Origin of the sequence: Campylobacter concisus (assembly GCF_001891085.1) — a bacterium.
GTDB classification, from domain to species: Bacteria; Campylobacterota; Campylobacteria; order Campylobacterales; family Campylobacteraceae; genus Campylobacter_A; species Campylobacter_A concisus_O.
The window spans coordinates 250,390-274,450 of record NZ_JXUP01000001.1 but is presented as its reverse complement, the minus strand read 5'-3'; the positions used below and the strand labels follow the sequence as shown (position 1 = coordinate 274,450).

Here is a 24,061-nt window from a genome sequence, read left to right as displayed (position 1 = left end):
TTTATAGACTCTTAGCAAAAATTTCTGCTGTTTTTTTCATCTCATCTAGCCAATTTTCTGGGAGCTGATCAATGCTTATGACCTTTGAGCCAGTCTCTTTTGCTACTAAATTTGCAGCCTTTGTTGGAAACTGCGGAGCCACGAAAATGACCTTTACACCGTGCTCTTTAGCTTCTTCTATGAGCTCTTTTAGCTCAGCTGGCTTTGGCTCTTTGCCCTCTATCTCGATAGCGATTTGCTCTAAGTTATAACGTTTTGCAAAATATCCCCAAGATGGGTGATATACGATAAATTCGCGAGTTTTAACATCTTTTAGAGTATTTTTGATAAAGCTATCAAGCTCGTCAAGATTAGCTTTAAATTTAGCTAAATTTTCCTCATAGAGCTTTGCATTTTGCGGAAATTTCTCTATTAATGCCTTGGCTATATTATCAGCTTGAGTTTTTACTAAAACTGGATCAAGCCAAATGTGCGGATCAAGGCCGTCATGATGATGGTGATGATGTTCGCCAGCTTCGTGGTCATGGTCATGATGCTCGTGATGCTCATGTTTATGCTCGCCCTCGTGCTTGTGCTCGTGATGTTCATGGTGTTCATGATGTTCGTGTTCATCACTCATAGCTATCTTTTCGATGCCTTCTTGTGTTTTTACAATGTGTAAATTTTTAAAAGATTTTGAAAAACGCTCTAGCCAAGTATCTTCAAACTCAATACCAATAGCAAAGTAAAGCTCGCTCTTTTCAAGCTCCTTCATCTGTTTTGGCTTTGGCTCATAAGTGTGCGGATCAGCACCTTTGCCAACCATTGTATTTACGCTTAGTGTATCACCAGCGATTTGCTCAACAAAAAATTTTGTAGGCAATATACTAGTCGTAACAACTGGCTTTGCAAAAAGCGACAAAGCGCAAACTGCTAAAAAAACAAAAATCTTTCTCACCATCTCTCCTTTATTTGAAAAAATATTGCGGAAGTTTAGCAGATTGCAACTTGGTTGCAACTTAAAGAACAAAAGCCTAAATATAGTGCTTTTTAAATGAAATTTAAAACTTTTAGCGTTAATATACAAAAAATAAAAAGGGTAAGGATGAATGCAAGAAATTTCTTAGAAGAGCATAGTATCAAAGCAACTACTTTTCGCATAAAGCTCGTTGAAATTTTGCAAAATGCCAAAACTCCATTAAGTTATGATGAAATTTTAGAAAGCCTTAATGCAAATAAAACTACTTTTTATAGAAGCATAGAAATTTTTGAAAAAAAAGGCCTTGTCATAAAAACTGAAAATAATCATAAAAGCTACTACGAACTAGCAAATGAGGCAAAAGCGTACTTTATCTGCGATATCTGTCATAAAGTCACAAACATCGATATGCCCCATCTAAACGTCGCTAAAAATATAAAAAGCGCCGTGATAAAAGGCGTTTGTGATGAGTGTGATCACGAGTAAAGAGCGATGATCTCAGCTGGAATGGCTTTTGGACGATTTGTTTTTAGATCGATATAGACAAACTCGGTCTTGCCGGTTGCTATTAGCTCGTCATCTTTTTTAAACTCAAAATATCTACACGAAGTCGCCTTGCCTTCAGCTTGTGTGTAAGTATGAATTTCTATCTCATCCATCAATTTTACGCTTTTTATATATTTGGCTTCATTTTTTCTAATGAGCCAGATCTCGCCTCTTTTATACTGCGCCTCAACCGTGTCGCCAACCGCTGCAGAGTGCGCAAATGCAGCCTCTTGCATAAGTGTGAAATAATAGACATTATTCATGTGTCCGTGCATATCAATGGCTTGTGGTGGAATTATTACTTTGTAGATAAAATCTTTCATTTCTGGCCTTTTTTGCTAGAATTATAACCAAAAATAAGGAGCTAAAATGCAAAATTTATGGGATAAAAAGGCGTCAAATTATCAAAGGTTTGATGGCAAAGTAAGTGCTATTCAGCAACAAATTTTTGCTAAAGCCTTAGCTTGGGGAGTTGATTTTAGCGGTAAAGAAATTCTTGATATAGGCTGTGGTACCGGTGTTTGGACGATATTTTTGTCAAAAATTGCAAAAGATATAACTGGCATTGATAGCTCAAAAAATATGATAGAAATTTTAAATGAAGATGCTAAAAGATTTGGCGTGACAAATTTAACTAGTGAGGTTTGCTCTTGGAGAGAATTTAAGCCTACAAAGCACTTTGATATTGCAATTTGTACGATGAGTCCAGCGATTGCTAGCGATGAAGATTTTGTTAAATTTTATAATATCGCAAATCAAAAACTCTACCTTGGCTGGGATAAGCCTAGAAGCTCTGATTTGATTGAGCCATTTTTTAAAAAATTTGGACGCACTCTCTCTCAAAAAAATGTTGTAAATAGGCTTGAAGCGTGGCTAAATGAGCAAGGAATTGCTTATAAGAGTGAAATTTTAAACGAGACAAGGATCGCTAGACGAAGCATGCAGGAAGCTGCTGAGAATATCTGCTGGCACCTTGAGATAAACGGAGCTAAAAACTACGATGAAAAGGCGGTTTTAGCGATGTTAAAAGAGAGATTTGATGGCGAGTTTATAGATGAGAAAATAGAGTCGCAGATGAAGCTTTTTGTCTTTTAAGCTAGTTTTGACCTAGAGAAAAATTTTTTACCAAATTCGCTAAAAATAACTCCAAAGATTATTAAGATTGCGCCAAAAATTTGTATGAGTGTTAGCTTTTCATCAGCGAAAAAATAGCCGATAAAGCCAGCAGAAACTGGTTCAAGACAGAAAAATAAAGCTGCTTTGCTGGCTGTTGTATATCTTTGAGCGATGGTTTGAACAAAGTAGCAAAAAATGGTGCCAATAAATGCAGTGATGAGAATTGCTATAAAAAATTCCCTATCATAATTTGGCACCACACTACCTTCAATGAACGCAAAGACAAATGAGAGTAAAGAGACAGTGAGAAATACTACAAATACAAGCAAATAAAGCTCACATTTTCTTACAAAGTGGCCATTTAAGCTTGTGTAAAGTGCGTAAAATATGGCACAAAGTAGGGCAAGTACCTCGCCAGCTCCTAAAGCAAGAGTGGCTCCACTTAAAAGCCAAAGCCCAAAAATAGCAATAAGTGCACCAAAAATAGCAAAAATGGTTATTTTATTTTTAAAAATGAGTGCTGTCATAAAAGGCACGATCACACACTCAAGCCCTGTAATAAAGGCAACACTTGAGCTAAAAGTAAGTTTTAGAGCGTAAGTTTGAGCAACAAACGAACCAAAAAGAACTACGCCAAGGATAATGCCATAAACTACACTTCTTTTATCAAAAATTTTAGAAAATTTAAATGCTATAAGTCCCATAAAGATAGCGGAAATAAAAAATCTACAAAAGAGCATGACAAAGACACTATTTGTTCTTAGTGCATTTGCCATAGGTAAAAACGTAGCGCCCCAAACGATGGCAACTACGATGAGTGCGATGTCAGCTTTGTTTTGTGTGCTTAAATTTTTCATTTAAAGATCGAATCTAGCACCTTTTTGCCACTATCTAGGCTAAAGCCGCTTCTTAGCCCCTTTTCCTTCTTGCTCATCACGTTAAATAGCCCATCTAGCGTCTTTCTCGTGATATATGCGTTTAGATCCTCGCCATCATCTGGCACATACTCGCTTGCACCTAAATTTTTAGCTAGGCTCTTTACTGATTTTATCGTTTCATTATTTTTTGCTGAGCCGCCGATGAAAGAATTTAGCCCGTTATAGGCAGTCGCAAAGCTATTTTCGCTCATCATTTTCTCAATTATTGGCGTAAATGCCGCCTTTAGCTTTTGGCTGGAGCTTTGCTGCAAATATTTCGTAACGCTGTCACTGCCGCCGTTAAAGAGCTTTTTGACATCTGCTTCGCTCATATTTTTTATGCTTTCGCTAAAAATTTCAGCAGCCTTTGGCACGGCCGTGGTCGCAGCGTTGTTTATCGACTTGCTAAGGTCCTGCGCCCACTTCTCGCCGCCTACTTTTTTGGCTAAATTTGACGCCATCTCAAGGCTTTTTGGGAGCGGAATTTTAGCTGTGGCATTGTTTATAAAGCCCTCTTTTGAAAGCTCGCTAACAGCGGCATTTAGTGCCTCGCTAACTAGGCTTTTATAATCGCCACTTGATGCGTGAGTGGCTATTTTGACGCCTTTATTTATCATATCGTCCATATTTGTGGCTTGTAAATTTAAAGCAAGCGCGCCACAAAGAATAACAAGAGATCTTTTCATCTTCTCTCCTTTTTTAAATTTAAAGCAAAATCATACAAAAAATATCTAAACACTTAAAATAAATTTAATCTTTTTGCACTAGAATTCACCCTTTTTCTAAAGGGAGATTATGCAACTTTTACTTCTTAGCTTCGCTCTTAGTATGGATAGTGCGGCACTAAATATGGCAAATGGTGCAAGATATAAAAATTTAGCTCTTAATAAAATTTTATTTATTGCTTTTATACTTGGTTTTTTTCAGTTTCTTATGCCGCTTCTTGGCTATCTTTTAGGTGTTAGTTTTGCAAAATTTATAAGCTCGGTTGATCATTTTATTGCATTTTTTATACTCTGTTTTCTTGGTTTTAGAATGTTTAAAGAGGCCTGTAGTAAAGAGGAGTGCGAGTATCTTAAGATAGGATTTAAGACTATTTTGTATGGAACATTTGCTACTAGTATAGACGCTCTTGCCGTTGGCGTCACACTTAGCTTTGAAGAGATAAACATCTTTCAGAGCTCACTTATCATCGGTGTAGTCTGCTTTGCATTAAGTTTGATTGCTTTTTATATAGGTAAATTTATGGGTGAAATTTTAGAGAAAAAGGCGCTCTTTTTGGGAGGATCGATATTAATTTTTCTAGGTTTTAAAATCTTAATAACGCATTTAATTGAAAGCGGCGCAGTTCAATAAAAATTTAAAATAACAATTAAAAATAATATTTAAGATTAACTATATTTTAAAGCTTATATGGATAAGATTTTGATTTCTAGAAGTGGTGACCCATACGAGACTCGAACTCGTGTTACCGCCGTGAAAGGGCGATGTCCTAACCGCTAGACGAATGGGCCACATGTCGGTTATGAAGTTGGGATTATATTTCTTTTATACTTAATTTTAGTTTAATAAGGAAAAATTTTTGAAAAAATTTTTATTTACTTTGTTGTCTGTTTTTATTTTTACAGGTTGCGTAGCTACCAAAACGCCGCAAAATTCACAAGCTTTTCAAGTTACTTTATTTTCGCCGATGATCAAGATAAATGACGTTGGATTTTTCCATAAATATAAAAATGAGCTAAATTTGCAAATTTATAGCTCCGGAGTAAACACTGCAAACATAAGCATAAGAGATAAAATTTGCATAAATAATGCTTGCTTTAACAAGACTGAGTTTAATGAGAAATTTTTTCTAGCCCCACACTATGAGAGCCTTTTTGAAGAAATTTTGCAAAAAGAAAAGATTTATGATGGCAAAGGCTTGATAAATACGGAGTGTGGTTTTAGCCAAGATCTAAGTTCATATTTTATAAAATACGAGGTTTGCGACAACTACGTCAAATTTATAGATAGCAAAAATAAAATAAGAGTGATAATAAAAGAGTTAAAATGAGATACATAGGAGCTCACGTAAGTGCGGCTGGAGGCGTGTTCAACGCTCCGTTAAATGCTGCAAAAATAGGAGCAAATGCCTTTGCGTTTTTTACAAAAAATCAACGCCAGTGGAATGCAAAAGAGCTAAGTGCTAGTGAAATAGAGCAGTTTAAAGAAAATCTAAAAATTTCTGGCATAAGCACAAAGCATGTTTTGCCACACAGTAGTTACTTGATAAATTTAGGCCATCCGGATGAGGAGGCAAGAGCAAAGTCGCTTGAAGCCTTTGTGGATGAGATAGATCGCGCCAGTAAGCTTGGGCTAGAGCTTTTAAATTTTCATCCAGGCTCACATCTAAAACAAATAAGCGAAAAAGAGTGCTTAGATAATATCGTAAGCTGCATGAACGTGGCACTTAAGCGCACAAGCGGTGTAAAGCTAGTCATCGAAAATACAGCTGCACAAGGCTCAAATTTAGGCTTTAGTTTTAAGCAGATTGCTTATTTAATAGAGCGAGTAGAAGATGAGAGTAGGGTTGGTGTTTGCTTTGATACCTGTCACGCATTTGCTGCTGGATATGATCTAAGAAGTAAAGAGGCCTACGCTAAAACTATGGGGGAATTTGATGCGATCATTGGCTATAAATTTTTATCTGGCATGCATTTAAATGATGCAAAATTTGGGCTTGGCTCGAAAAAAGATAGGCACGAGAGCCTTGGCAAGGGTGAGCTTGGATTTAGTGCTTTTAAAAATATAATAAATGATGATAAAATAGGCGAAATTCCTTTAATATTAGAGACGATTGACGAGAGTATTTGGGAAGACGAGATAAAAATTTTAAGAAATTTCGAAAAGGAAAAACTATGAAAAAAGTGCTATTAAGCATTATTATGGCATCTACTTTGCTAAATGCTGGAGGTTATAAGGTTCCTGAGCAAAGTGCTGATTCTTTAGGTCTTGCTGCTAGTAACGTGGCCTTTAGTTTTGGAGCTGATGCGGCGTATTTTAACCCAGCAAATATGATGTTTTTAGATGGACGCCATCATCTAGAAAGTACCCTTGGCTGGTTTCATATAAATAAGCTCGAGTTTAAAAGTGATAGTGGCAAAAGCTACAAGTCAGAAAAATTTGACTCACTAGCTGGTACATTTAGTTTTGTAACGCCAGAAATTTATGAAAACTGGAAATTTGGTTTAGCTCTTGCCGTTCCTGCTGCTGTTGGTGTATCATGGGAGGATCCAGCTACTGCATTTACCGCTAAAAGGTTTAAGCTGCAAGTTGTTGAGCTAAATCCAACTGTTGCATATCGTATAAACGATAAACTTGCTATTGCTCTTGGTGCTAGGGGTGTTTATAGTAAAGGTAAGATTGCAAGTGATTTTGGACAGATAGGCTATAGGGAGATAAAAGGCGATGGCATGGACTACGGTTACAATGTCGCACTTACTTATAGACCTATTGAGGATTTAAGCTTTGCTGTTACTTACCGCTCAAAGGTAAATTTGGAACTTAAGGGCCATACAGATGCTGATTTTAAAGGACGGTTTGCGTCTATAAGTTATCATGGAAAGACTAGAGTCGAGATCCCACTTCCTGCACAGCTTGTGCTTGCTGCTGGCTATAAATTTAGCGACTTTACTCTTTTACTAGCTTTTGAGAGGACGTATTGGTCTAAATTTAAAGGCTATGACTTTGAATACATGGATAAAGGTCCAGCTCACTCGCATCCAGCTTTTGCAAGATTCATGGACGATCCAGTTATTAAAAACGCAAAAGATACAAATACATATAGACTAGGTCTTGCCTACGACGTAAATGAAAAATTTAGACTAATGGCTGGCTTTGCTTATGATGAGGACATTACAAGTAGCAAGCATACTGGCTTAGAGCTTCCAAATACTACGTCTAAAGTGTATTCTTTTGGAGTAAATTATAAATTTACACCAAATCTTGAAATGGCACTTGGATATGTTTATCAACACCGTGACAAAAAGCGTGCAACAAGTATTTCAACAGCTAATGGAAAAATGTCAGGGGAATTTGATACTGGTACGATCCAAATCCTTGGTACGACTTTTAAATATACGTTTTAGTTAGGGTCAATAATGCGATACTCTTATAATAATTTTTATGAAATTTTAACCAAAGTAGCAAAGGAAAATCCAAATCAAGTAGCTCTTTTTGAAGAAAAAGAGAAACTAAAATATCGCGAATTAAAGCAAAATGTCGATAAAGTGGCAGCTTATTTGCAACTTGCTGGAGTAAAATTTGGTGATAAAGTGGCTATGGCGGTTACAAACTCGAAAGAATTTATTATTTCATACCTTGCGATAACTGCAATAGGCGGTATCGCAGTGCCTATGAATACTTTTTTAAAAGCAAATGAGTTTGAATATATCATAAATGATTGCGGTGCAAAGGTGCTTTTTGCGTCTAGCTCGCTTGCAAAAGAGTTAATCGCATTAAATGAGCTTGAAATTTTAAGAAAGATAATATGGATCGGAGCAATACCAAAGAAGCTTCAAAGTGCTTCAAAAGATGAATATATAGACACTGACGAAGAGTATGGCGAGAGCGCGTATCTCACTTCAACTCCTCAAATTTCAAAAGAGGATATGAGTAAGGGCTATGAAAATAATGGGCTCATTAAAAACATAAATTTTACAGAAACTCTAAATCACAAATATGCTCTTAGTATCGCAAAGCATCCGGCAATAGATGATTTAATGCATATAATTTACACTTCAGGCACTACTGGCAAGCCAAAGGGTGCGATGATAAGCTATAGAAATATCTTTTCAAATTTAATTGGAGCCCATGATCGTTTTATAGTGAAAAAAAGCGATCGTTTCATAGTCTTTTTACCGATGTTTCATAGTTTTACACTAACTGCAATGGTGTTGCTTCCGATATTCGCGAGCGCTTCGATGGTTCTTGTAAAATCAGTATTTCCATTTTCAAATGTACTAAAACAAACTTTGCTAAAGCGTGTAACTGTATTTTTGGGAATCCCAGCCATCTATACAGCTATTGGTAAAGCAAAAATTCCTTGGTATTTTAGATGGTTTAACCGCATTAGATTATTTGTAAGTGGTGCGGCTCCGCTTGCAAAGCAGACGATAGATGACTTTAGAGTGAAATTTCCGCGTGCAACACTTGTCGAGGGATATGGCCTTAGCGAATGCTCACCAGTCGTAGCTGCAAATTTATATGATAAACAAAAGCTTTTAAGTGTAGGGCCTGTGCTTGATGGTTATGAGGTAAAGATAGTAAATGATGAGATGATGGAGCTTCCAATTGGCCAGATCGGTGAGATCATTGTAAAGGGCGACTGCGTCATGCAAGGCTACTATGGTATGCCAAGCATCACTGATGAGACCATCATAAACGGCTGGTTAAAGACCGGAGATCTTGGCAAAGTCGATGAAGAAGGCTTTATATATATCGTTGATCGCAAAAAAGATCTTATCATATCAAAGGGTATCAACATCTATCCGCGTGAGATCGAAGAGGTTATTTACAAACTTGAAGCAGTTGAAGCAACAGCGGTAATTGGCGTAAAAGATGTACATGCTGATGAAGAGGTCGTCGCTTTCATACAAGTAAAAGATGGTATGGATCTTGATGAAAAAACAGTAAGGGAGCATTTGAAGAAAAATTTAGCAAATTTCAAGATACCAAAGAGTATCTATTTTGCCGAAGAGTTGCCTAGAAATGCTACTGGTAAGGTGCTAAAACGTGTATTAAAAGAACAAATAGAGCAGATGAAGGATAAATTTTAGTGAAATACTTGCTTGATTTTTTAAACCAGGACCTCAAAAAAAGCAAAATTTACGAGCTGATAAAGTGCGGCGATGAAGAGGGAGAAATTTTAAAATATCTAAGTAAAGCTTATGTGCAAGGAACAGCTAATATGAGCGTTTTTGAGCTACTTGGAGCAGTCTTTGGCACGCAAAATGATAAGCAGCTTTTGTATCTAAAATTTATAAAAAATTTGCTTGATAGCGGTTGGATTGTACAAAATTATAGTCTTTTTAAAATACCTGAGAGTACGCAAAGGGCTTCAGCTCAAGGGCTTCTTTCGTTGCTTCATTCTGAAATTTCACTCTCAAGCACGTTTTTAAAAATTCTAGAAGATGGCAACGCTGATATAAATTTACCAGAGCTTACGCCATATGAGGATCATTTGGAGTATTTAAAAGATCAGTTTTTAAAGGTAGAGCTTTACTCAAAGGCTGCTATTTTTGAAAACAGCTCAAGTGATGCCAAAAAGCGTATAAATGAGCAAATTTCTGAGCTTACAAAGCGTATAAATGAGCGTGTAAAACTAAGCAAGATTAGTCTAAAAATAGAGCAAATCTTTAAAGAAAATTCGCTGGATGAAAAAGAGCAGATCATATTTTTAGCCCTTTTAAAAGAGGAGTACGCAGGCGACTTTGAAAACGGCCGTGATCTAAACACACTAGTTGGACTAATAAGCAAAGACGAGCTTGAACGCATCAAAAATCGCACTCTTTTAGAGGACGGCTCAAGGCTCATTGAAGGTGCGCTGATCGATTATGACGAGGTTTTAAACGCTTATGGCAACGTTAGCAAGAGCTTTTTTATAAACGAAGAAATTTTGCAAAGCATAATGCACCCAAAAAATGACAAAAACAGCAAGAAAATCAAGATCGAAAGCCTGGTAAAAGAGCAAGAAATTTTTGAGCTCATTGAGCCGGTAACTAGCCTAGAAGACGTCGTGCTAAATGAAAAGACAAAGCAGCTTTTAAGCACGATACTAAAGCAAGTAGATAAAAAAGTACTCGCCAGACTTAGCAGCTGGGGCATAAAAACTAGAAAAAACATAGATGCCAAGATCATCTTTTACGGCGAGCCTGGCACTGGTAAGACCATGAGCGCAGTTGGGCTTGCAAAGAGCCTAAAGAAGCAAATTCTAAGCTTTGACTGCTCAAAAATTTTAAGCAAATATGTCGGCGAGAGCGAGCAAAATGTAAGGAAAATTTTTGACACTTACAAAGAAATTTGCAAAAAAAGTGGCAGCGAGCCGGTGCTTTTACTAAACGAGGCCGATCAGTTTTTAAGCACGAGAGTGGAGAGCTCAAGCGGGGCTGAAAAGATGCATAATCAAATGCAAAATATCTTTTTAGAGCAGATCGAGCGCTTTGAAGGCGTGTTGATCGCTACGACAAATTTCTTACAAAGCCTTGACGTGGCGTTTTCTAGAAGGTTTGATTATAAGATCGAGTTTAAAAAGCCTGATTATAACGGCAGGCTTGCCATTTGGCGTAAAATTTTGCCTGAAAATGCGAGCTTTGAAGATGGCTTTAGCGTAGAAAGACTGGCTGAGTTTAACCTAAGTGGCGCACAGATCGTCCTTGCACTAAAAAATACCGCTTTAAAAGTGGCGATAAAAGATGATGGGATTTTTACCTTTGAGGACTTTAAAACGACGATAGAGCGCGAACTAAACTCAAGCTTTGGCGAGGATAAAAAGATGGGATTTGGCTCTTAAGCCTTATCTTATTTTATAAATTTGACTTTGCACTACACAAAACCGCTGACGCTTATAAGAAATTTGCTTCACTCAATAAAAATTTAGACGAGTTTCGCCACTAAAAACATGAAAAGCACGAGATAAATTTAAGCTTTAGCGATGAAAAATGCAGATAAGTGCCGAGAGTGTGAAATTTTGTTTTTATACGGAGCATGTCCTTAGAAGCAACAGGGAAAGTGAGCTAAATTTGAGCTTTGATGAGAATGAAAAGATAAATTTTGCTCTTAGATTTTTCTAAAGTATCTTGCAGGCTTTACACTACCACAAAGACAAAATACGGATATCAATTTTGCTTTTATCTATTAAATTTAAAAGAAGCCTGCCACTAAAATTTATAGAAAAGGCGAAGCGAATTCGATCTTTGACAAAGTAAAAAGAGGTTTTTCTCTTACGCTTTTTTAAATATACGCTTTACTTCACAAGGCAAAGTCTAAAAATATCGGTGCTCGCCAAACTAAATGTGGAATTTTTTACAATTAAATTTTAGCAAAAGCTACGATAGGATAGACACTCGCCCATAGGCTTTTTGTATAAATTTAACTCACTTGCCTTAAATTTACTACCGCGTCCTTTTGCAAACAATCATTTTTCAAAAATCCTAAATTTTGAAATTTATACGCTCTGCAACTTACATTTAGGCAGATAAATTTTTATATAAGCTGTTTTATCGCTTTGTTGCCTCTAGTTGCGTATATTTTTGCATTAAATTTTGTTTTGATCTATGCAAATTTACAAAAGCGACAAACAAGACAAATGCAGTTACAAATTTAACTCGCTCGCTTGCCATAAATTTACTACTGTAACCTTTACAAACAAACATTTTTTATTAAAAAGCCAAAAATTTTAAATTTTATCCGCCGTGTGAAGCGTGGGCGTGACTATTTTTTATAACGCTTTATCATTTTTCCTAACACAAAAGCCGCTCACTTCATGAAATTTAGCCTCACAAAATCCTATAAATTTCAAATTTTCTACCATGCTTTTTACAGCAGCGCCTTTCGCACCAAAAAAAAGCAAATTTACCGATCTTTTTAATAATAAATTTAAAAGGCTATGAAATTTTAGTAGTCAAATTTATAGAGAAATTTACTGATTGATCTTATCAAGCAACTCTTCGACCTCTTCAAGCGCAAAGGTCTCTTCTGAGCTTTGTTTTAAGAAGCTCTCCATAAATTCTTTCTTCGAGATCGCAAGGTCAAGCTCCTTGTCGCTGCCCTTTTGATATGCGCCGATACGAAGCAAGACCTCATTTTCTTTTAAAAGCGAGTAAAGTCGCTTAAATTTCATCGCATTTAGCTTGTGTTCTTTGCCGATCACGTCGCCCATGACACGCGAGGCCGAGTTTTGTATATTGATAGGTGGGTAGATGCCAAAGTCCGTTAGCTCGCGGCTTAGCACGATGTGGCCGTCTAGGATAGAGCGGCTTTGGTCAGCTATCGGGTCGCTCATATCATCGCCCTCGACTAGCACGGTGAAAAATGCCGTGATACTGCCCTTGCCCTCCTCTTTGCCGGCGCGTTCCATTAGCTGTGGCAAGAGTGTGAGCGAGCTTGGCGGATAGCCCTTTGAGGTCGGTGGCTCGCCAAGCGCAAGGCCGATCTCACGCTGCGCCATCGCAAAACGAGTGACGCTATCCATGATGAAAAGCACGTCGTTGCCCTGCTGTTTGAAGTATTCAGCCACGCTCATCGCACAAAAGGCACCGTACTTTCGCATGAGCGAGCTATCATCACTGGTCGCTACGATGATTACCGTGCCCTCTAGGTCGCCGCCTAGGTTTTTTTCGATAAATTCAGGCACCTCACGGCCACGCTCGCCTATTAGCGCGACTACTTTTATGGGGGCTAGCGTATTTTTTACGATCATGCCCATGAGGGTTGATTTGCCCACGCCTGAACCTGCGAAAATTCCCAGCTTTTGCCCTTTGCCACAAGTAAGCAGCCCATCTATCGTCTTTATGCCAACGCTAAAAGGCTCGTTTATAAGCCCCCTTTTCATCGCATCTATGGGCGCTCTCATGATCGGCATATATTCAGTCGTATCAATCGCCCCTTTGCCATCAATTGGCTTCATAAATGGATCAACCACGCGACCAAGTAAATTTGGCCCCACCGGTATGCTCATGCCCTGATCGCTCTCATAGACAAAGTCGCCTATCCTAAAACCCTCGACAAAGCCAAATGGACTGATATAAGCGCCATCTGTCTTTATCTGCGTGACCATGCCAAGGCCGTTTTTACTCTTGTCTTTTGCCACTATGCGCACGATGTCGCCGATACTTGGGCGAAGTCCGGTGATCTCTATCGTAGTAGCTGTGATCTTTGTTATGACACCGAAGGTATTTGAGAGCTTTACGCCCTCTTTAAGCCTTGAATTTATACGCTCTAAACTCAAAAATGCGTTTCCCTAGGCGAATTTATCAGCGAGAAAAACTCTCGTCTTGTGTCTGCGTTTTTGATAAAGCAGCCTCTAAGCGCAGAGGTCGTAGTAGTCGAGTTTATCTTCTCCACACCTCTCATCTCAACGCACATGTGCCTAGCCTCGACGACTACTCCAACGCCTTTTGGAGCGATAACGTCCTCAAGCGCCTTTGCGATCTGCTCGGTCATCTGCTCTTGAATTTGCAAGCGTCTGGCGTAGATATTTACCATGCGTGGAATTTTACTAAGGCCAACGACCTTGCCATTTGGGATATATGCGACATGCACGCGGCCGATGATAGGCAGCAAATGGTGCTCACAAAGGCTGTAAAACTCGATGTTTCGCATTAAAACCATTTCGTTGTTTGAGCTAGTAAAAAGAGCGTCACCAAGGACTTCTTTTGGGTCCTGATCGTATCCGCTAGTTAGAAATTTAAAAGCTTTATAAACGCGCTCTGGGGTTTTTATAAGCCCCTCTCTGTTTGGATCTTCACCGATGATAGTTAGCATATTTTTAACTGAATTTTCAAAACTCTCTTGCATAAATTTTCTCCATAATTTTATCGCCAAATTCTACGTTAAAACGCCTTTTATATCTATAAAAATTTACAAATTTACAATGAAATAAGGAAAATTCTGCTATATTTTGGGCTAAAAATTTGTATTCATAAAGGAATTCGATGGAAATCAAAACAAAAGCTCTAGATAGCGTAAATACCCTAGCTAGCACAACTATAAGTGCAGATGCTATAAAGTCTAGCGTAGAAAAACTAGCAAAAAAAGCGGCAAAAACTATGAAAGTAGATGGCTTTAGACAAGGTCATGTGCCAGTCGCTGTCGTGCTAAAACGCTACGAGAAAGAGCTGACAAACGACGCTGAGCAAGATGTCTTAAGAGATGTAGTCGAAGAGGCTATCAAAAAAGCAGGCAAGAAAAATGACGACCTTATCGGCGAGCCTATCGTTTCAAAATTTGATAGAAAAGATGACAAGATCGACGTTGAGCTAACAGTTTCATTTAAGCCAAGTGTCGATGTGAGCGGCTATGAGAGCTTGATACCTGAGTTTTCAAACCCACGCGTTTTGAAAAAAGATATCGATGAGAAAAAAGCTGAACTTTTAAAAATGATAGCTCCACTTGAAAAAGTAGAAGGCAAAAGAGGCCTAAAAGTAGGCGATTTTGCTAAATTTGACTTTGAAGGCTTTGTTGATGGCGTTGCATTTGAAGGTGGCAAGGCTGAAAACTACGTGCTTGAGATCGGCTCAAACCAATTCATCCCAGGCTTTGAAGATGGCATGGTAGGCATAAAAGCTGGCGGCGAAAAAGATATCGAGGTTAAATTTCCAGAGAACTACGGCGCTGCACATTTAGCTGGCAAAGATGCTGTTTTTAAAGTCAAACTTCATGAAATTCAAGAGAGAAAGATCCCTGAAAAACTAGACGAAGAGATGCTAAAAACTATCCTTCCAAACGAAGAAAAACCAACTGAAGAGCTACTTGAAGAGCGCATAAAAGAGCAAATTCGTCAAGAGAAAATTTATAAACTTATAAATGAAGAGCTAAAACCAAAATTTGCTGAAGCTGCGGTTGAGAAATTTAAATTTGACGTGCCAAAAAATATCGTCGAGCAAGAGATCGATATGCAGTTTAGAAACGCATGGAGCTCATTTACTCCAGATGATATGAAGAAATTTAGAGAAGACAAAGACGCTCTAGCCAAAAAACGTGACGAGTATAGAAAAGACGCTGAAAATAGCGTTCGCCTAACTTTCATCATAGATGAGCTAGCTCGCGTAAGAGGCGTGAAAGTGAGCGATCAAGAGGTCGTTCAAGCGATCTATTTTGAGGCATATAGAAGCGGTCAAGATCCAAAAGCACACCTTGAGATGTACCGCAACCAAGGCATGCTTCCAGCTATAAAGATGTCGATGATCGAGGAGAAGCTATTTAGCGAGCTTTTCAACAAAGAAAAAGATGAGAAAAAAGCAAGCAAAAAAGAGAAGGCTGAGTAATGAGCTATTACGTTCCTGTCGTAGTTGAAAGAACTAGTAGAGGTGAGCGAAGCTATGATATATACTCCCGTCTTTTAAAAGACAGGATCGTTATGCTAAGTGGTGAGATAGAGGACGGTATGGCCGCTTCTATTGTCGCCCAGCTTCTATTTTTAGAGGCTGAAGATCCAGATAAAGATATCTATCTATATATAAACTCACCAGGTGGCGTTATAACAAGTGGCTTTAGCATCTATGATACGATGAATTACATAAAGCCAGATGTTTGCACGATCTGTATCGGCCAAGCTGCTAGCATGGGTGCATTTTTGCTAAGCTGTGGCGCACCAGGTAAAAGATATGCACTGCCAAATTCTCGCATCATGATACATCAACCACTTGGCGGTGCTAGAGGACAAGCGACTGATATCGAGATACAAGCTCGTGAAATTTTGCGTATGAAAGAGATTTTAAATGGAATTTTGGCCAAAAATACAGGTCAAAAGCTAAGTAAGATCGTAAAAGATACTGAACGTGACTTCTTTATGAGTTCGGCCGAAGCCAAAGAGTACGGACTTGTTGATAAAATTTTGGAGAAAAGTTTTAAATAAGGCCCAAAGTGATAAAGATAGATAATGCACCAGACCCTAAGAAAAAAGCGGTTGAGGTAAAACATATTCTAGAAAAAGAAAAGGTAGATATCTACAGATTTTCAGAAAATGTTTTGCATGAATTAAGCGATGATAATGTTCCATCTACGCCAAATAATTATTCTATTTATTTTGAGAAAATGCTTGATGGACAGCCTGATGAATTTAGAAAAGAGATCGGTGATATTATAGTCGCAAATTCTGAAATTTCAGTGCCTACAAATGGTAATATCTCTATTGAAAAAGAGATAAAGCAAGGATTTATCCAGATAAAAAGCATGCTTCAAGCCGTGGTACTAATCTATAAAAATTTAGGCATCATGAGAGGCCTAGTGCAAAAGCGCATGGATGCACTCAAAAATAATACAAATATCCTAGCTCTTCAAAATGTTTTAAGTGCATTTAATCATGACCTAATAAAATTAAATAGCCTTATGGATAAGCATCTTGATGTCATTAAAGTAAGCTATGACGAAGTAGCCAAGATGCTTAAATCTATTGAAGAGCAGTCGATTTATGATACGACATATGACGTCTATAATAAAAAATTTTTAGTAGCCACAGTGCAAAGTGAAGTAGAAGCTGTTAAAAGATATGGCTATAACGCATCGTTTTTACTAGTAAGAGCAAAAGATAGATTTACAAATCGTGTTAAAAATTTAAAAGAGCGAAACAATATGTATAAAGCTATATCACAGCTTCTTTTAAGAACTTCTAGAAGAAGCGATATAGTAGCTCATTACGGAGATGGCTGTTTTGCTATGGTTATGAAATATACTGATGAAAATGGTACAAAACAAGCCGGTAGTAGAATTTTAAATATGCTTTCATCTATACCTTGGAAGATAGATGGTGAAGAGTGCAAGCTTGACATCCAAGTGGTTTCAAGCATGATAACAAAGACAAGAAGTGCTGAAGAATTAATCTCTTACTCGTTAGATCAACTAATGCTAACACAAGATGATGAGCAGCCTATATTTTTGGGTGAATAAGTAGGAGTTTGGGCTTGATCTTAGAGGTTTTATCTTATCCAAATAAAAAGCTTTATGAAGTCTCAAAAGAGGTTAAAATTTTTGACGAGGAACTTCACAAACTACTTGATGATATGTATGATACGATGATTGCAAAAGAAGGCATCGGCCTTGCTGCTATTCAGATAGGTGTTGCAAAAAGAATTTTTATTATAAATCTAGCCAATGACGAGGGCGTACAAGATAAAGAAAATTTAATCGAGATCATAAATCCAAAATTTGAACTACGCGAAGGAGAATGCATATATCAAGAGGGTTGCCTTAGTGTGCCTGGATATTATGAAGATGTAAAAAGAAATGAGGTTGTGGCTATCAAATATCAAGACCGCTTTGGCAAAGAGCAAAGTTTAAAGGCTGATGGGCTTTTGGCTATCGCTATCCAGCATGAAAATGATCATTTAGATGGACATCTTTTTATAGAAAAAATCGGCTTTAATAAACGTAAAAAATTTGATAAGGAATACAAAAAGCAAAAAAAAGAAAAAGTTTCATGAAGTCTTTAAGATGTGCTACTTACGGCGATGGGCTAAAGATAATTGACGTTGAGTCTATCTTCTCTCGTGGGCTTCCTGGTTTTAGCATCGTTGGGCTTGCAAGCACAAGTATAAAAGAGAGCACAGAACGTGTAAAGGCAGCACTTCTGGCACTTGATTTTTCCTTCCCGGCACAAAAGATAACCATAAATTTATCCCCTTCAGATCTGCCAAAAAGTGGCTCACATTTTGACCTAGCTATCGCCCTTCTTATAGCTCTTCAAAAGGCAAAAAGCTTAGAGAAAATTTTTGTCTTTGGCGAGCTTGGACTTGATGGAAGCGTAAAAAGCACAGCAAATTTATTCTCGATCCTTCTTTTTTTAAGCACGCAGGTAAAAAACTTAAAAGTCTTGGTGCCAAAAGAGATAGCGCAAAAAGCTTCTATGATCCCAAATTTAGAGATTTATGCGGTTAGTACTCTAGAGGAAGCGATTAGATTTTTTAATGACGCAGAATTTGCAAAAAGCATACGTTTTAACGCTACACATGAGCTATTTTCAAACGTTATAGAAATTTCTGGCAAAAGATACGTTCCAAATTTAAACTTCGAGCTTGATTTTAAGGATGTTTTGGGTCAAGAAAGAGCTAAAAGAGCCTGCGTCATCGCAGCTGTTGGTATGCACAATATTTTATTTGAAGGTAGCCCAGGTAGCGGCAAAAGCATGTGTGCAAAACGCCTCGTTTATATCATGGCACCACAAAGCCTAGAAGAGGTGTTAAAGTCTGCCGCCTACCGATCGCTAAATTTGCAAGATAGCGAATTTACAAGTATTAGAGCTTTTCGCTCGCCGCACCACACCTCGACTAAAAGCTCTATCTTTGGTGGTGGCTCAAATGTCGCAAAGATCGGTGAGATCGCGCTTGCAAATGGTGGAGTACTTTTTTTTGATGAGTTTCCTCACTTTTCTAAACAGGTGATAGAAAGCCTTAGAGAGCCACTTGAAGACAATCAAATCCACATCGCAAGGGTAAATTCAAAAGTGACTTATGAAACGAAATTTATCTTCGTAGCAGCTCAAAATCCATGTCCTTGTGGAAATTTATTCTCTCGCAATCTAAACTGCAAATGCAGCGAAAATGAGATAAAAAACTATAAATCAAGAATTTCAGCTCCAGTGCTCGACCGCATTGATTTAAAAGTTGCTATGGACGAGAGTTCGCCAGGTGACAAGGCGAGTTTGAGCTCACAACAGATGAGCGATATGGTTTTAAAGGCGTTTATGTTTCAAAAAAAGCGCGATCAAGATGAGCTAAACGGCAAGCTAAATGATGCACAAGTAGAAAAATTTTGTCTACTGGATAATGAAGCAAGAGAAATTTTACAAAAGGCAGCCTCGAGGTACAATCTTTCTCAAAGAGGCATAAAAAGGACACTTAGAGTGGCTAGAAGTATCGCTGACCTTGATGATAGCGAGCAAATTTTAAAGCCCCATATCTTAGAGGCGCTTAGTTTTAGGGCATAAAGATGAAAAATTTATATTTAGATACAAGAATTTTAGACGAGCGAGCGAGCAAGAAATTTGGCCTTAGTGAAGAGCTTTTAATGGAAAACGCTGCCGCTGGCATAGCAAATTTCATCCGTAAGAAATTTAAAAAAGGCGAGAGGGTGCTTGGCATTTGCGGTGGTGGGAATAACGGTGCTGACGTGCTTTGCACGTTAAGAATGCTTGAGGGCGAGTTTGAATGCGAATTTATCTTAGCTAGTCAGAATTTAAAGCCACTAGCCATTAAGCAGCTTGAGCGAGCTAAATCTGCTGGCGTGTGTGAGAGTAAAGATGTAGAAAATAGCTTAAATGGTGCAAAATGCGTCATAGACGGGCTTTTTGGTTCAGGGCTAAATAGAAATTTAGACAAAAATCACATAGAGCTCATCTCAAAGATAAACAAAAGCTCTGCTTACATCATCGCTTGTGATGTACCAAGCGGGCTAAGTAGCGATGGCAAGGTGCTTGGCTCTTGCGTAAAAGCAGACATCACGATCACGATGGGAGCTAGAAAGCTTGGGCTTTATAGCGACGCGGCAAAAGACTTTGTTGGCAAGGTAAAGCTCGCTACTCTTGGCATAAGCACTCAAAACTATGAGTGCAAGAGCGACTATCACCTACTTCAAAAAAGCGATCTTATGCTTCCAAATAGAAAAAATCAGTGCGTAAATAAGGGCGACTTTGGCCATGCTTTTATCATATCTGGCGAGCATGTTGGAGCTAGCATGCTTTGCGCAAAGGCGGCATTTGCCTTTGGGACCGGGCTAGTTAGCGTGATAGGCGAGCAGGGCTTAAATTTACCAACGCATATCATGCAAGCTAGCAAGATAAGCGATAAAATGAATGCTGGAGCTGTTGGTATGGGGCTTGGCAAAAAGGGCGTAGAAGAGCTTGAGGTGCAAATTTTAAAAGGCAAAAAGCTTGTTCTTGACGCTGATATTTTTTACAGCGCAAAAGTGCTTGATATACTAGATGAGAACTGCGTCTTGACACCTCATCCAAAGGAGTTTTGCTCACTTTTAAGGCTTTGTAATATAGCAGATATCGACATAAAAACATTACAAGAAAATAGATTTGCTTATGCGAGGGCTTGGAGCGAGAAATTTAAGGCTGTGCTTGTGTTAAAAGGTGCAAACACCATAATCGCCAAAGATGGGCAAATTTACATCATGCCTTATGGTAAAAATATACTTGCAAAAGGTGGCAGTGGTGACGTACTAAGCGGACTTGTACTTGCTCTTTTAGCTCAAGGCTACGAACCACTGGATGCCGCCATCTCGGCTACATTAGCTCATGCACTAAGCCTTAAAAATTTCAAAAAAAATAGCTATGCGCTTAGCCCAACAGACATTATAAAAGGAGTAAAATGCTTACGAAAAAGATAGCCGTACTTTTTAGTGGTAGTGGCTCAAATTTAGAGGCGATACTTAAAAAAGTTCATAATCAAATTTTTAATGGTATAAAAATTGAAGTTTGTCTTTGTATCTGCAACAAGCCAGGTGCATATGGCATAGAGCGCGCTAAGAAATTTGGGCTTGAGACGACGATAATAAAGAGCGCTAAATTTACAAATAGAGAAGAATTTGACGCTGAAGTTGTGGAGCAAATTTTAAAAAGCGGCGCTGAACTAACGGTGCTTGCTGGGTTTATGAGGATATTAACTCCTGTTTTTACATCACAGATAAAAGCCATAAATTTACATCCTTCCATATTGCCACTTTTTAAAGGCGCTCATGCGATAAAAGAGAGCTTTGAGAGTGACATGATGCTTGGCGGCGTGAGCGTGCACTACGTGAGCGAGGAGCTTGACGGAGGTAAACTCATCGCACAAAGGGCGTTTGAAAGAGAAGACGGTATGATCTTGGAGGATTGGGAGAGCAAAATCCATGCGATAGAACATGAAATTTTGCCACAAAGCATAATAAAAATTTTAACAAAGGAAGCAAATGTTTGAATGGTTTAGTTCGCCAGAGGCGTGGATATCGCTACTTACGTTAACTGGCTTAGAGATAGTTTTAGGCATAGATAATATTATATTTATCGCTATTTTGGTAGGTAAACTACCTCCGCAGCAGCGCGGCAGTGGTAGGATTGTCGGCCTAGGGCTAGCTATGGTGACTAGAATTTTACTTTTACTTTCATTGTTTTGGATCATGAAGCTAACAAAGCCACTCTTTACTATCGCAGAATTTAGCATAAGTGGCCGAGATTTGGTGCTTATACTAGGCGGCCTATTTTTACTTGTAAAATCAACCCTTGAAATACACTCTAGCGTTTCTGGTGAGGGCGAAGAGCGTAAAAATAGCAAAAAATCACATGCAAATTTCTTGGTTATTGTAAGCGAGATAGCTGTTTTGGATATTGTTTTTTCTCTTGATAGTGTTATTACGGCTGTTGGTATGGCTGAGCATATAGAGATAATGATCATAGCTGTTATTTTAGCAGTTGGCGTGATGATGCTAGCATCAAAAGGTATTTCTAATTTTGTAGATAATAACCCTACTATAAAAATTTTAGCACTTGCGTTTTTGGTGCTTGTGGGCATGACACTAGTTGCTGAAGGATTAGGATTTCATATTCCAAAGGGATATATCTATTTTGCGATGGCATTTTCATTGGCAGTGGAAAGTATAAATATATATGCCAAAAAGAAAGCAATAGCTAAATAATATTTTTACGACAATGAAAAAGCTAATGATATGATGGATAAAATATCAATCAAAAAATTCTAGCCCGAAAAGATAAATCTGTTGAAATTTGAAGGTAAAATTTTGATAAGCATAAAATGCATAATAGATAGTAGATCGATGTTTGTTTTGTTGTAATATCAGTGTAAAATATTCGTGTCAAGCTACTTAAAAATCCGTGAAATAAAGGACATACTTTATAGCTAGGTAGTAAAATAGAGAAGTATAAAAAGCTTGCGTGCGTAAAAAATTAAGTATTTGGCGAAGTATTAATTAATATTTTTGATTGAATTATCTTTTATATATAATTTCTATTAATTTAAGTGTTTTTTAATTGACTTTATAAAAAAAACAAGTTAAAATACGACTTTTTAATGAGGTAGTGGCATAAACTTACAAACACGACTCAGGCGGGGTGTAGCGCAGTCTGGTTAGCGCATCTGGTTTGGGACCAGAGGGCCGAAGGTTCGAATCCTTTCACCCCGACCATGTTAAATGGTGAGTGTAGCTCAGTCGGTTAGAGCATCAGATTGTGGTCCTGAGGGTCGTGGGTTCGATTCCCATCACTCACCCCATTTTGGGCGCTCGTAGCTCAATTGGATAGAGCGACAGACTTCGGATCTGTAGGTTATGGGTTCGACTCCTATCGGGCGCGCCACTTAAAATACTTTATGCGCTCATAGCTCAGCTGGATAGAGCAACGGCCTTCTAAGCCGTAGGCCTCAGGTTCGAATCCTGATGGGCGTACCACTTTATTATTGTTGTGCGGATGTGGTGAAATTGGCAGACACGCCAGACTTAGGATCTGGTGCCCCACGGCGTGAAGGTTCAAGTCCTTTCATCCGCACCATTCTTTTTTATAATTTGAGATAAACTTATATTATTAAAAATTAAAGTTAGCCTTTATTGTAAAGCACTGGATACTTTTTCTTGTTTCTTGACATGTAATAATGTTTTTTGTATAATCTCAATTCTTTTTTAAATAAATGTCTTGCTAGCTCAGTCGGTAGAGCATCTCACTTTTAATGAGGGGGCCGTTGGTTCGAATCCAACGCAGGACACCATTTTTGGGTTTATGACCCTTTCGTCTAGTGGCTCAGGACTCTACTTTCTCTGTGTAGAAACAGAGGTTCAAATCCTCTAAGGGTCGCCAGATATTTTTAAATTTTTAGGTCGCTTAGCTCAGTTGGTAGAGCGCCACCCTTACAAGGTGGATGTCATAAGTTCGAGTCTTATAGCGACCACCATTTTAGGTGCAGCGGTAGTTCAGTTGGTTAGAATGCCGCCCTGTCACGGCGGAGGTCGCGGGTTCGAGCCCCGTCCGCTGCGCCATCTATTAAACCTTAGGTTAAGGTCATGTCTCATAAAGCACCCATTATTGAGTGTCAAATTAAATTTTAAGATTATATGTTCTAAGATAACACTTTAAGATTTATTATTACTATTTAATCTTGCCTCGTTAGCTCAGTTGGTAGAGCATATCACTCTTAATGATGGGGTCGTAGGTTCGAGGCCTACACGGGGCACCATCCTTTGGCCCATTCGTCTAGCGGTTAGGACACCAGCCTCTCACGTTGGTAACACGAGTTCGAGTCTCGTATGGGTCACCATTTTTCTAATCCTTTTTTCTTTTTAATTTGTTACGCAGAATTTTTATAGAAATTTCTTAAAAATGTATACTTATTTGCTTGGCAAATTGATACTAAAAACGTAAAAATCAATTTTTATAATATTGTGCTTAATGAGTGTGTATTAAGCGATAAATTCTAGAAGTTAGCTTGTAGTAAGCTAAAAAATCTTTATAAATATAATAAAAGTACATCATAGAAACATGATTACAGAGCATTGCAAATTATTTTTGCTTTGATCTATTGGACAAAAAACTTATAAGCATTTTTAATTTTTAAGCTTATAAAACATAAAACAGCTATATTTGGTAATAAAATGGCCAATTCTCTTGTTTGTGAGAAAGGTGCTTAAAATTTTTAAGATCATACCAGCCAGGATCCATGCGTAAAAATATATTAAAGCTTACGATAAAATATAGCTCTTTTATAATATAAAGAGCATTTGGTGGCAATGTAAAAATATTAAAGACGCAATTATAAAGAAAACTCAACTTAAATAGCAAAAATAA

At 38.0% G+C, this 24,061-nt stretch carries 24 protein-coding genes and 12 tRNA genes; 28 read left to right on the top strand and 8 right to left on the bottom strand.

Annotated elements, in window-relative coordinates; translation table 11 throughout:
- Nucleotide 1 precedes the first annotated feature (1 nt).
- Nucleotides 2-937 (bottom strand): metal ABC transporter solute-binding protein, Zn/Mn family, encoded by a 936-nt coding sequence (locus TH67_RS01430; protein WP_021090401.1) that lies wholly within the window; start codon nt 935-937, stop codon nt 2-4.
- 147 nt (nt 938-1,084) lie between these two features.
- Here TH67_RS01430 and TH67_RS01425 point away from each other — a divergent pair, with 147 nt between their 5' ends.
- Nucleotides 1,085-1,444: a Fur family transcriptional regulator gene (locus TH67_RS01425; protein WP_072594097.1), complete on the top strand. Its 360-nt coding sequence runs from the start codon at nt 1,085-1,087 to the stop codon at nt 1,442-1,444.
- Here the strand turns inward: TH67_RS01425 and TH67_RS01420 are convergent.
- Nucleotides 1,435-1,827, bottom strand: coding sequence for an acyl-CoA thioesterase (locus TH67_RS01420; RefSeq protein WP_072594025.1), 393 nt, complete (start codon nt 1,825-1,827; stop codon nt 1,435-1,437). The genes TH67_RS01425 and TH67_RS01420 overlap by 10 nt on opposite strands.
- 46 nt (nt 1,828-1,873) lie before the next feature.
- On the opposite strand from TH67_RS01420, the gene TH67_RS01415 reads away from it, so the two are divergent.
- Complete coding sequence (locus TH67_RS01415) at nt 1,874-2,599, top strand: class I SAM-dependent DNA methyltransferase (protein WP_072594024.1); 726 nt, start codon at nt 1,874-1,876, stop codon at nt 2,597-2,599.
- Here the strand turns inward: TH67_RS01415 and TH67_RS01410 are convergent.
- Together TH67_RS01410 and TH67_RS01405 are read right to left on the bottom strand one after the other, a co-directional pair.
- The gene (locus TH67_RS01410; RefSeq protein ID WP_072594023.1) at nt 2,596-3,477 is read right to left on the bottom strand and encodes a DMT family transporter; all 882 of its coding nucleotides are present in this window, start codon (nt 3,475-3,477) and stop codon (nt 2,596-2,598) included. The genes TH67_RS01415 and TH67_RS01410 overlap by 4 nt on opposite strands.
- Nucleotides 3,474-4,223: a DUF4197 domain-containing protein gene (locus TH67_RS01405; RefSeq protein WP_072594022.1), complete on the bottom strand. Its 750-nt coding sequence runs from the start codon at nt 4,221-4,223 to the stop codon at nt 3,474-3,476. Before TH67_RS01405 ends, TH67_RS01410 begins: the two co-directional genes overlap by 4 nt.
- Before the next feature lie 109 nt (nt 4,224-4,332).
- Here TH67_RS01405 and TH67_RS01400 point away from each other — a divergent pair, with 109 nt between their 5' ends.
- Entirely contained in the window at nt 4,333-4,893 is a 561-nt protein-coding gene (locus tag TH67_RS01400) for a manganese efflux pump MntP (RefSeq protein WP_072594021.1), read from the top strand.
- A gap of 83 nt (nt 4,894-4,976) precedes the next feature.
- Here TH67_RS01400 and TH67_RS01395 read toward each other — a convergent pair.
- Nucleotides 4,977-5,051: transfer RNA gene (locus TH67_RS01395), tRNA-Glu, on the bottom strand.
- A 68-nt stretch (nt 5,052-5,119) separates the two neighbouring features.
- Between TH67_RS01395 and TH67_RS01390 the strand changes: the two genes are divergently transcribed.
- The 6 genes from TH67_RS01390 to TH67_RS10535 all read left to right on the top strand — a co-directional run bounded on the left by TH67_RS01390 (nt 5,120) and on the right by TH67_RS10535 (nt 11,366).
- Nucleotides 5,120-5,590, top strand: coding sequence for a hypothetical protein (locus TH67_RS01390; RefSeq protein ID WP_072594020.1), 471 nt, complete (start codon nt 5,120-5,122; stop codon nt 5,588-5,590).
- A complete protein-coding gene (gene nfo / locus TH67_RS01385) occupies nt 5,587-6,438 on the top strand; it encodes a deoxyribonuclease IV (protein WP_072594019.1) in 852 nt (283 codons plus the stop codon). The genes TH67_RS01390 and nfo overlap by 4 nt, the downstream gene beginning before the upstream one ends.
- Complete coding sequence (locus tag TH67_RS01380) at nt 6,435-7,664, top strand: OmpP1/FadL family transporter (RefSeq protein WP_072594018.1); 1,230 nt, start codon at nt 6,435-6,437, stop codon at nt 7,662-7,664. Before nfo ends, TH67_RS01380 begins: the two co-directional genes overlap by 4 nt.
- Before the next feature lie 12 nt (nt 7,665-7,676).
- Nucleotides 7,677-9,353: a fatty acid--CoA ligase gene (locus TH67_RS01375; protein WP_072594017.1), complete on the top strand. Its 1,677-nt coding sequence runs from the start codon at nt 7,677-7,679 to the stop codon at nt 9,351-9,353.
- Complete coding sequence (locus TH67_RS01370; RefSeq protein ID WP_072594016.1) at nt 9,353-11,086, top strand: ATP-binding protein; 1,734 nt, start codon at nt 9,353-9,355, stop codon at nt 11,084-11,086. Before TH67_RS01375 ends, TH67_RS01370 begins: the two co-directional genes overlap by 1 nt.
- Before the next feature lie 148 nt (nt 11,087-11,234).
- Nucleotides 11,235-11,366 (top strand): hypothetical protein, encoded by a 132-nt coding sequence (locus TH67_RS10535; RefSeq protein WP_257638007.1) that lies wholly within the window; start codon nt 11,235-11,237, stop codon nt 11,364-11,366.
- A 426-nt stretch (nt 11,367-11,792) separates the two neighbouring features.
- Here TH67_RS10535 and TH67_RS10530 read toward each other — a convergent pair whose 3' ends face one another.
- The 3 genes from TH67_RS10530 to folE form a co-directional block, all read right to left on the bottom strand.
- On the bottom strand, nt 11,793-11,915 hold the full coding sequence (locus TH67_RS10530) for a hypothetical protein (protein ID WP_257638006.1): 123 nt from the start codon (nt 11,913-11,915) through the stop codon (nt 11,793-11,795).
- A 299-nt stretch (nt 11,916-12,214) separates the two neighbouring features.
- Entirely contained in the window at nt 12,215-13,522 is a 1,308-nt protein-coding gene (fliI, locus tag TH67_RS01365) for a flagellar protein export ATPase FliI (RefSeq protein WP_072594015.1), read from the bottom strand.
- Nucleotides 13,519-14,091, bottom strand: a complete 573-nt coding sequence (gene folE / locus TH67_RS01360) for a GTP cyclohydrolase I FolE (RefSeq protein ID WP_004317386.1) — start codon at nt 14,089-14,091, stop codon at nt 13,519-13,521. Before folE ends, fliI begins: the two co-directional genes overlap by 4 nt.
- 137 nt (nt 14,092-14,228) lie before the next feature.
- Between folE and tig the strand changes: the two genes are divergently transcribed.
- The 19 genes from tig to TH67_RS01265 all read left to right on the top strand — a co-directional run bounded on the left by tig (nt 14,229) and on the right by TH67_RS01265 (nt 23,534).
- Nucleotides 14,229-15,560 carry a trigger factor gene (gene tig, locus TH67_RS01355; RefSeq protein ID WP_072594014.1) on the top strand — a complete coding sequence of 444 codons (1,332 nt, stop codon included), beginning with the start codon at nt 14,229-14,231 and terminating at the stop codon, nt 15,558-15,560.
- Nucleotides 15,560-16,150 carry an ATP-dependent Clp endopeptidase proteolytic subunit ClpP gene (gene clpP / locus TH67_RS01350; RefSeq protein WP_054196008.1) on the top strand — a complete coding sequence of 197 codons (591 nt, stop codon included), beginning with the start codon at nt 15,560-15,562 and terminating at the stop codon, nt 16,148-16,150. The genes tig and clpP overlap by 1 nt, the downstream gene beginning before the upstream one ends.
- Nucleotides 16,151-16,158: 8 nt before the next feature.
- Nucleotides 16,159-17,181 carry a GGDEF domain-containing protein gene (locus TH67_RS01345; RefSeq protein WP_072594013.1) on the top strand — a complete coding sequence of 341 codons (1,023 nt, stop codon included), beginning with the start codon at nt 16,159-16,161 and terminating at the stop codon, nt 17,179-17,181.
- 14 nt (nt 17,182-17,195) lie between these two features.
- Nucleotides 17,196-17,714, top strand: a complete 519-nt coding sequence (gene def, locus TH67_RS01340; RefSeq protein ID WP_072594012.1) for a peptide deformylase — start codon at nt 17,196-17,198, stop codon at nt 17,712-17,714.
- Nucleotides 17,711-19,216 (top strand): YifB family Mg chelatase-like AAA ATPase, encoded by a 1,506-nt coding sequence (locus TH67_RS01335; RefSeq protein ID WP_072594011.1) that lies wholly within the window; start codon nt 17,711-17,713, stop codon nt 19,214-19,216. Before def ends, TH67_RS01335 begins: the two co-directional genes overlap by 4 nt.
- A 2-nt stretch (nt 19,217-19,218) precedes the next feature.
- Nucleotides 19,219-20,622, top strand: coding sequence for an NAD(P)H-hydrate dehydratase (locus tag TH67_RS01330; protein WP_072594010.1), 1,404 nt, complete (start codon nt 19,219-19,221; stop codon nt 20,620-20,622).
- A complete protein-coding gene (gene purN / locus TH67_RS01325; protein WP_072594009.1) occupies nt 20,604-21,191 on the top strand; it encodes a phosphoribosylglycinamide formyltransferase in 588 nt (195 codons plus the stop codon). Before TH67_RS01330 ends, purN begins: the two co-directional genes overlap by 19 nt.
- Complete coding sequence (locus tag TH67_RS01320) at nt 21,184-21,906, top strand: TerC family protein (RefSeq protein ID WP_072594008.1); 723 nt, start codon at nt 21,184-21,186, stop codon at nt 21,904-21,906. The genes purN and TH67_RS01320 overlap by 8 nt, the downstream gene beginning before the upstream one ends.
- A 429-nt stretch (nt 21,907-22,335) precedes the next feature.
- A tRNA-Pro gene (locus TH67_RS01315) sits at nt 22,336-22,413 on the top strand.
- 9 nt (nt 22,414-22,422) lie between these two features.
- Nucleotides 22,423-22,499: transfer RNA gene (locus tag TH67_RS01310), tRNA-His, on the top strand.
- 6 nt (nt 22,500-22,505) lie between these two features.
- Nucleotides 22,506-22,582: transfer RNA gene (locus TH67_RS01305), tRNA-Arg, on the top strand.
- Nucleotides 22,583-22,597: 15 nt separating this feature from the next.
- Nucleotides 22,598-22,674: transfer RNA gene (locus TH67_RS01300), tRNA-Arg, on the top strand.
- Nucleotides 22,675-22,689: 15 nt separating this feature from the next.
- Nucleotides 22,690-22,774 (top strand) — tRNA-Leu (locus TH67_RS01295).
- Between the two features lie 138 nt (nt 22,775-22,912).
- Nucleotides 22,913-22,988, top strand: a tRNA-Lys gene (locus TH67_RS01290).
- A gap of 13 nt (nt 22,989-23,001) precedes the next feature.
- Nucleotides 23,002-23,077, top strand: a tRNA-Glu gene (locus TH67_RS01285).
- 18 nt (nt 23,078-23,095) lie between these two features.
- Nucleotides 23,096-23,171 (top strand) — tRNA-Val (locus TH67_RS01280).
- Between the two features lie 8 nt (nt 23,172-23,179).
- Nucleotides 23,180-23,256, top strand: a tRNA-Asp gene (locus tag TH67_RS01275).
- Between the two features lie 121 nt (nt 23,257-23,377).
- Nucleotides 23,378-23,453, top strand: a tRNA-Lys gene (locus tag TH67_RS01270).
- Between the two features lie 6 nt (nt 23,454-23,459).
- A tRNA-Glu gene (locus TH67_RS01265) sits at nt 23,460-23,534 on the top strand.
- Nucleotides 23,535-24,061 lie beyond the last annotated feature (527 nt).

Excerpts from the sequence above, each read along its gene's own strand:
- TH67_RS01380 (WP_072594018.1), top strand. The coding sequence starts at position 6,435 with ATGAAAAAAGTGCTATTAAGCATTATTATGGCATCTACTTTGCTAAAT.
- folE (WP_004317386.1), bottom strand. The coding sequence starts at position 14,091 with ATGCAAGAGAGTTTTGAAAATTCAGTTAAAAATATGCTAACTATCATC.
- purN (WP_072594009.1), top strand. The coding sequence starts at position 20,604 with ATGCTTACGAAAAAGATAGCCGTACTTTTTAGTGGTAGTGGCTCAAAT.
- TH67_RS01400 (WP_072594021.1), top strand. The coding sequence starts at position 4,333 with ATGCAACTTTTACTTCTTAGCTTCGCTCTTAGTATGGATAGTGCGGCA.
- TH67_RS01375 (WP_072594017.1), top strand. The coding sequence starts at position 7,677 with ATGCGATACTCTTATAATAATTTTTATGAAATTTTAACCAAAGTAGCA.
- TH67_RS01415 (WP_072594024.1), top strand. The coding sequence starts at position 1,874 with ATGCAAAATTTATGGGATAAAAAGGCGTCAAATTATCAAAGGTTTGAT.
- TH67_RS01420 (WP_072594025.1), bottom strand. The coding sequence starts at position 1,827 with ATGAAAGATTTTATCTACAAAGTAATAATTCCACCACAAGCCATTGAT.
- nfo (WP_072594019.1), top strand. The coding sequence starts at position 5,587 with ATGAGATACATAGGAGCTCACGTAAGTGCGGCTGGAGGCGTGTTCAAC.
- TH67_RS10530 (WP_257638006.1), bottom strand. The coding sequence starts at position 11,915 with ATGGCAAGCGAGCGAGTTAAATTTGTAACTGCATTTGTCTTGTTTGTC.
- TH67_RS01320 (WP_072594008.1), top strand. The coding sequence starts at position 21,184 with ATGTTTGAATGGTTTAGTTCGCCAGAGGCGTGGATATCGCTACTTACG.
- clpP (WP_054196008.1), top strand. The coding sequence starts at position 15,560 with ATGAGCTATTACGTTCCTGTCGTAGTTGAAAGAACTAGTAGAGGTGAG.
- TH67_RS01410 (WP_072594023.1), bottom strand. The coding sequence starts at position 3,477 with ATGAAAAATTTAAGCACACAAAACAAAGCTGACATCGCACTCATCGTA.
- TH67_RS01425 (WP_072594097.1), top strand. The coding sequence starts at position 1,085 with ATGAATGCAAGAAATTTCTTAGAAGAGCATAGTATCAAAGCAACTACT.
- TH67_RS01405 (WP_072594022.1), bottom strand. The coding sequence starts at position 4,223 with ATGAAAAGATCTCTTGTTATTCTTTGTGGCGCGCTTGCTTTAAATTTA.
- TH67_RS01330 (WP_072594010.1), top strand. The coding sequence starts at position 19,219 with ATGAAAAATTTATATTTAGATACAAGAATTTTAGACGAGCGAGCGAGC.
- tig (WP_072594014.1), top strand. The coding sequence starts at position 14,229 with ATGGAAATCAAAACAAAAGCTCTAGATAGCGTAAATACCCTAGCTAGC.
- TH67_RS10535 (WP_257638007.1), top strand. The coding sequence starts at position 11,235 with ATGCAGATAAGTGCCGAGAGTGTGAAATTTTGTTTTTATACGGAGCAT.
- TH67_RS01335 (WP_072594011.1), top strand. The coding sequence starts at position 17,711 with ATGAAGTCTTTAAGATGTGCTACTTACGGCGATGGGCTAAAGATAATT.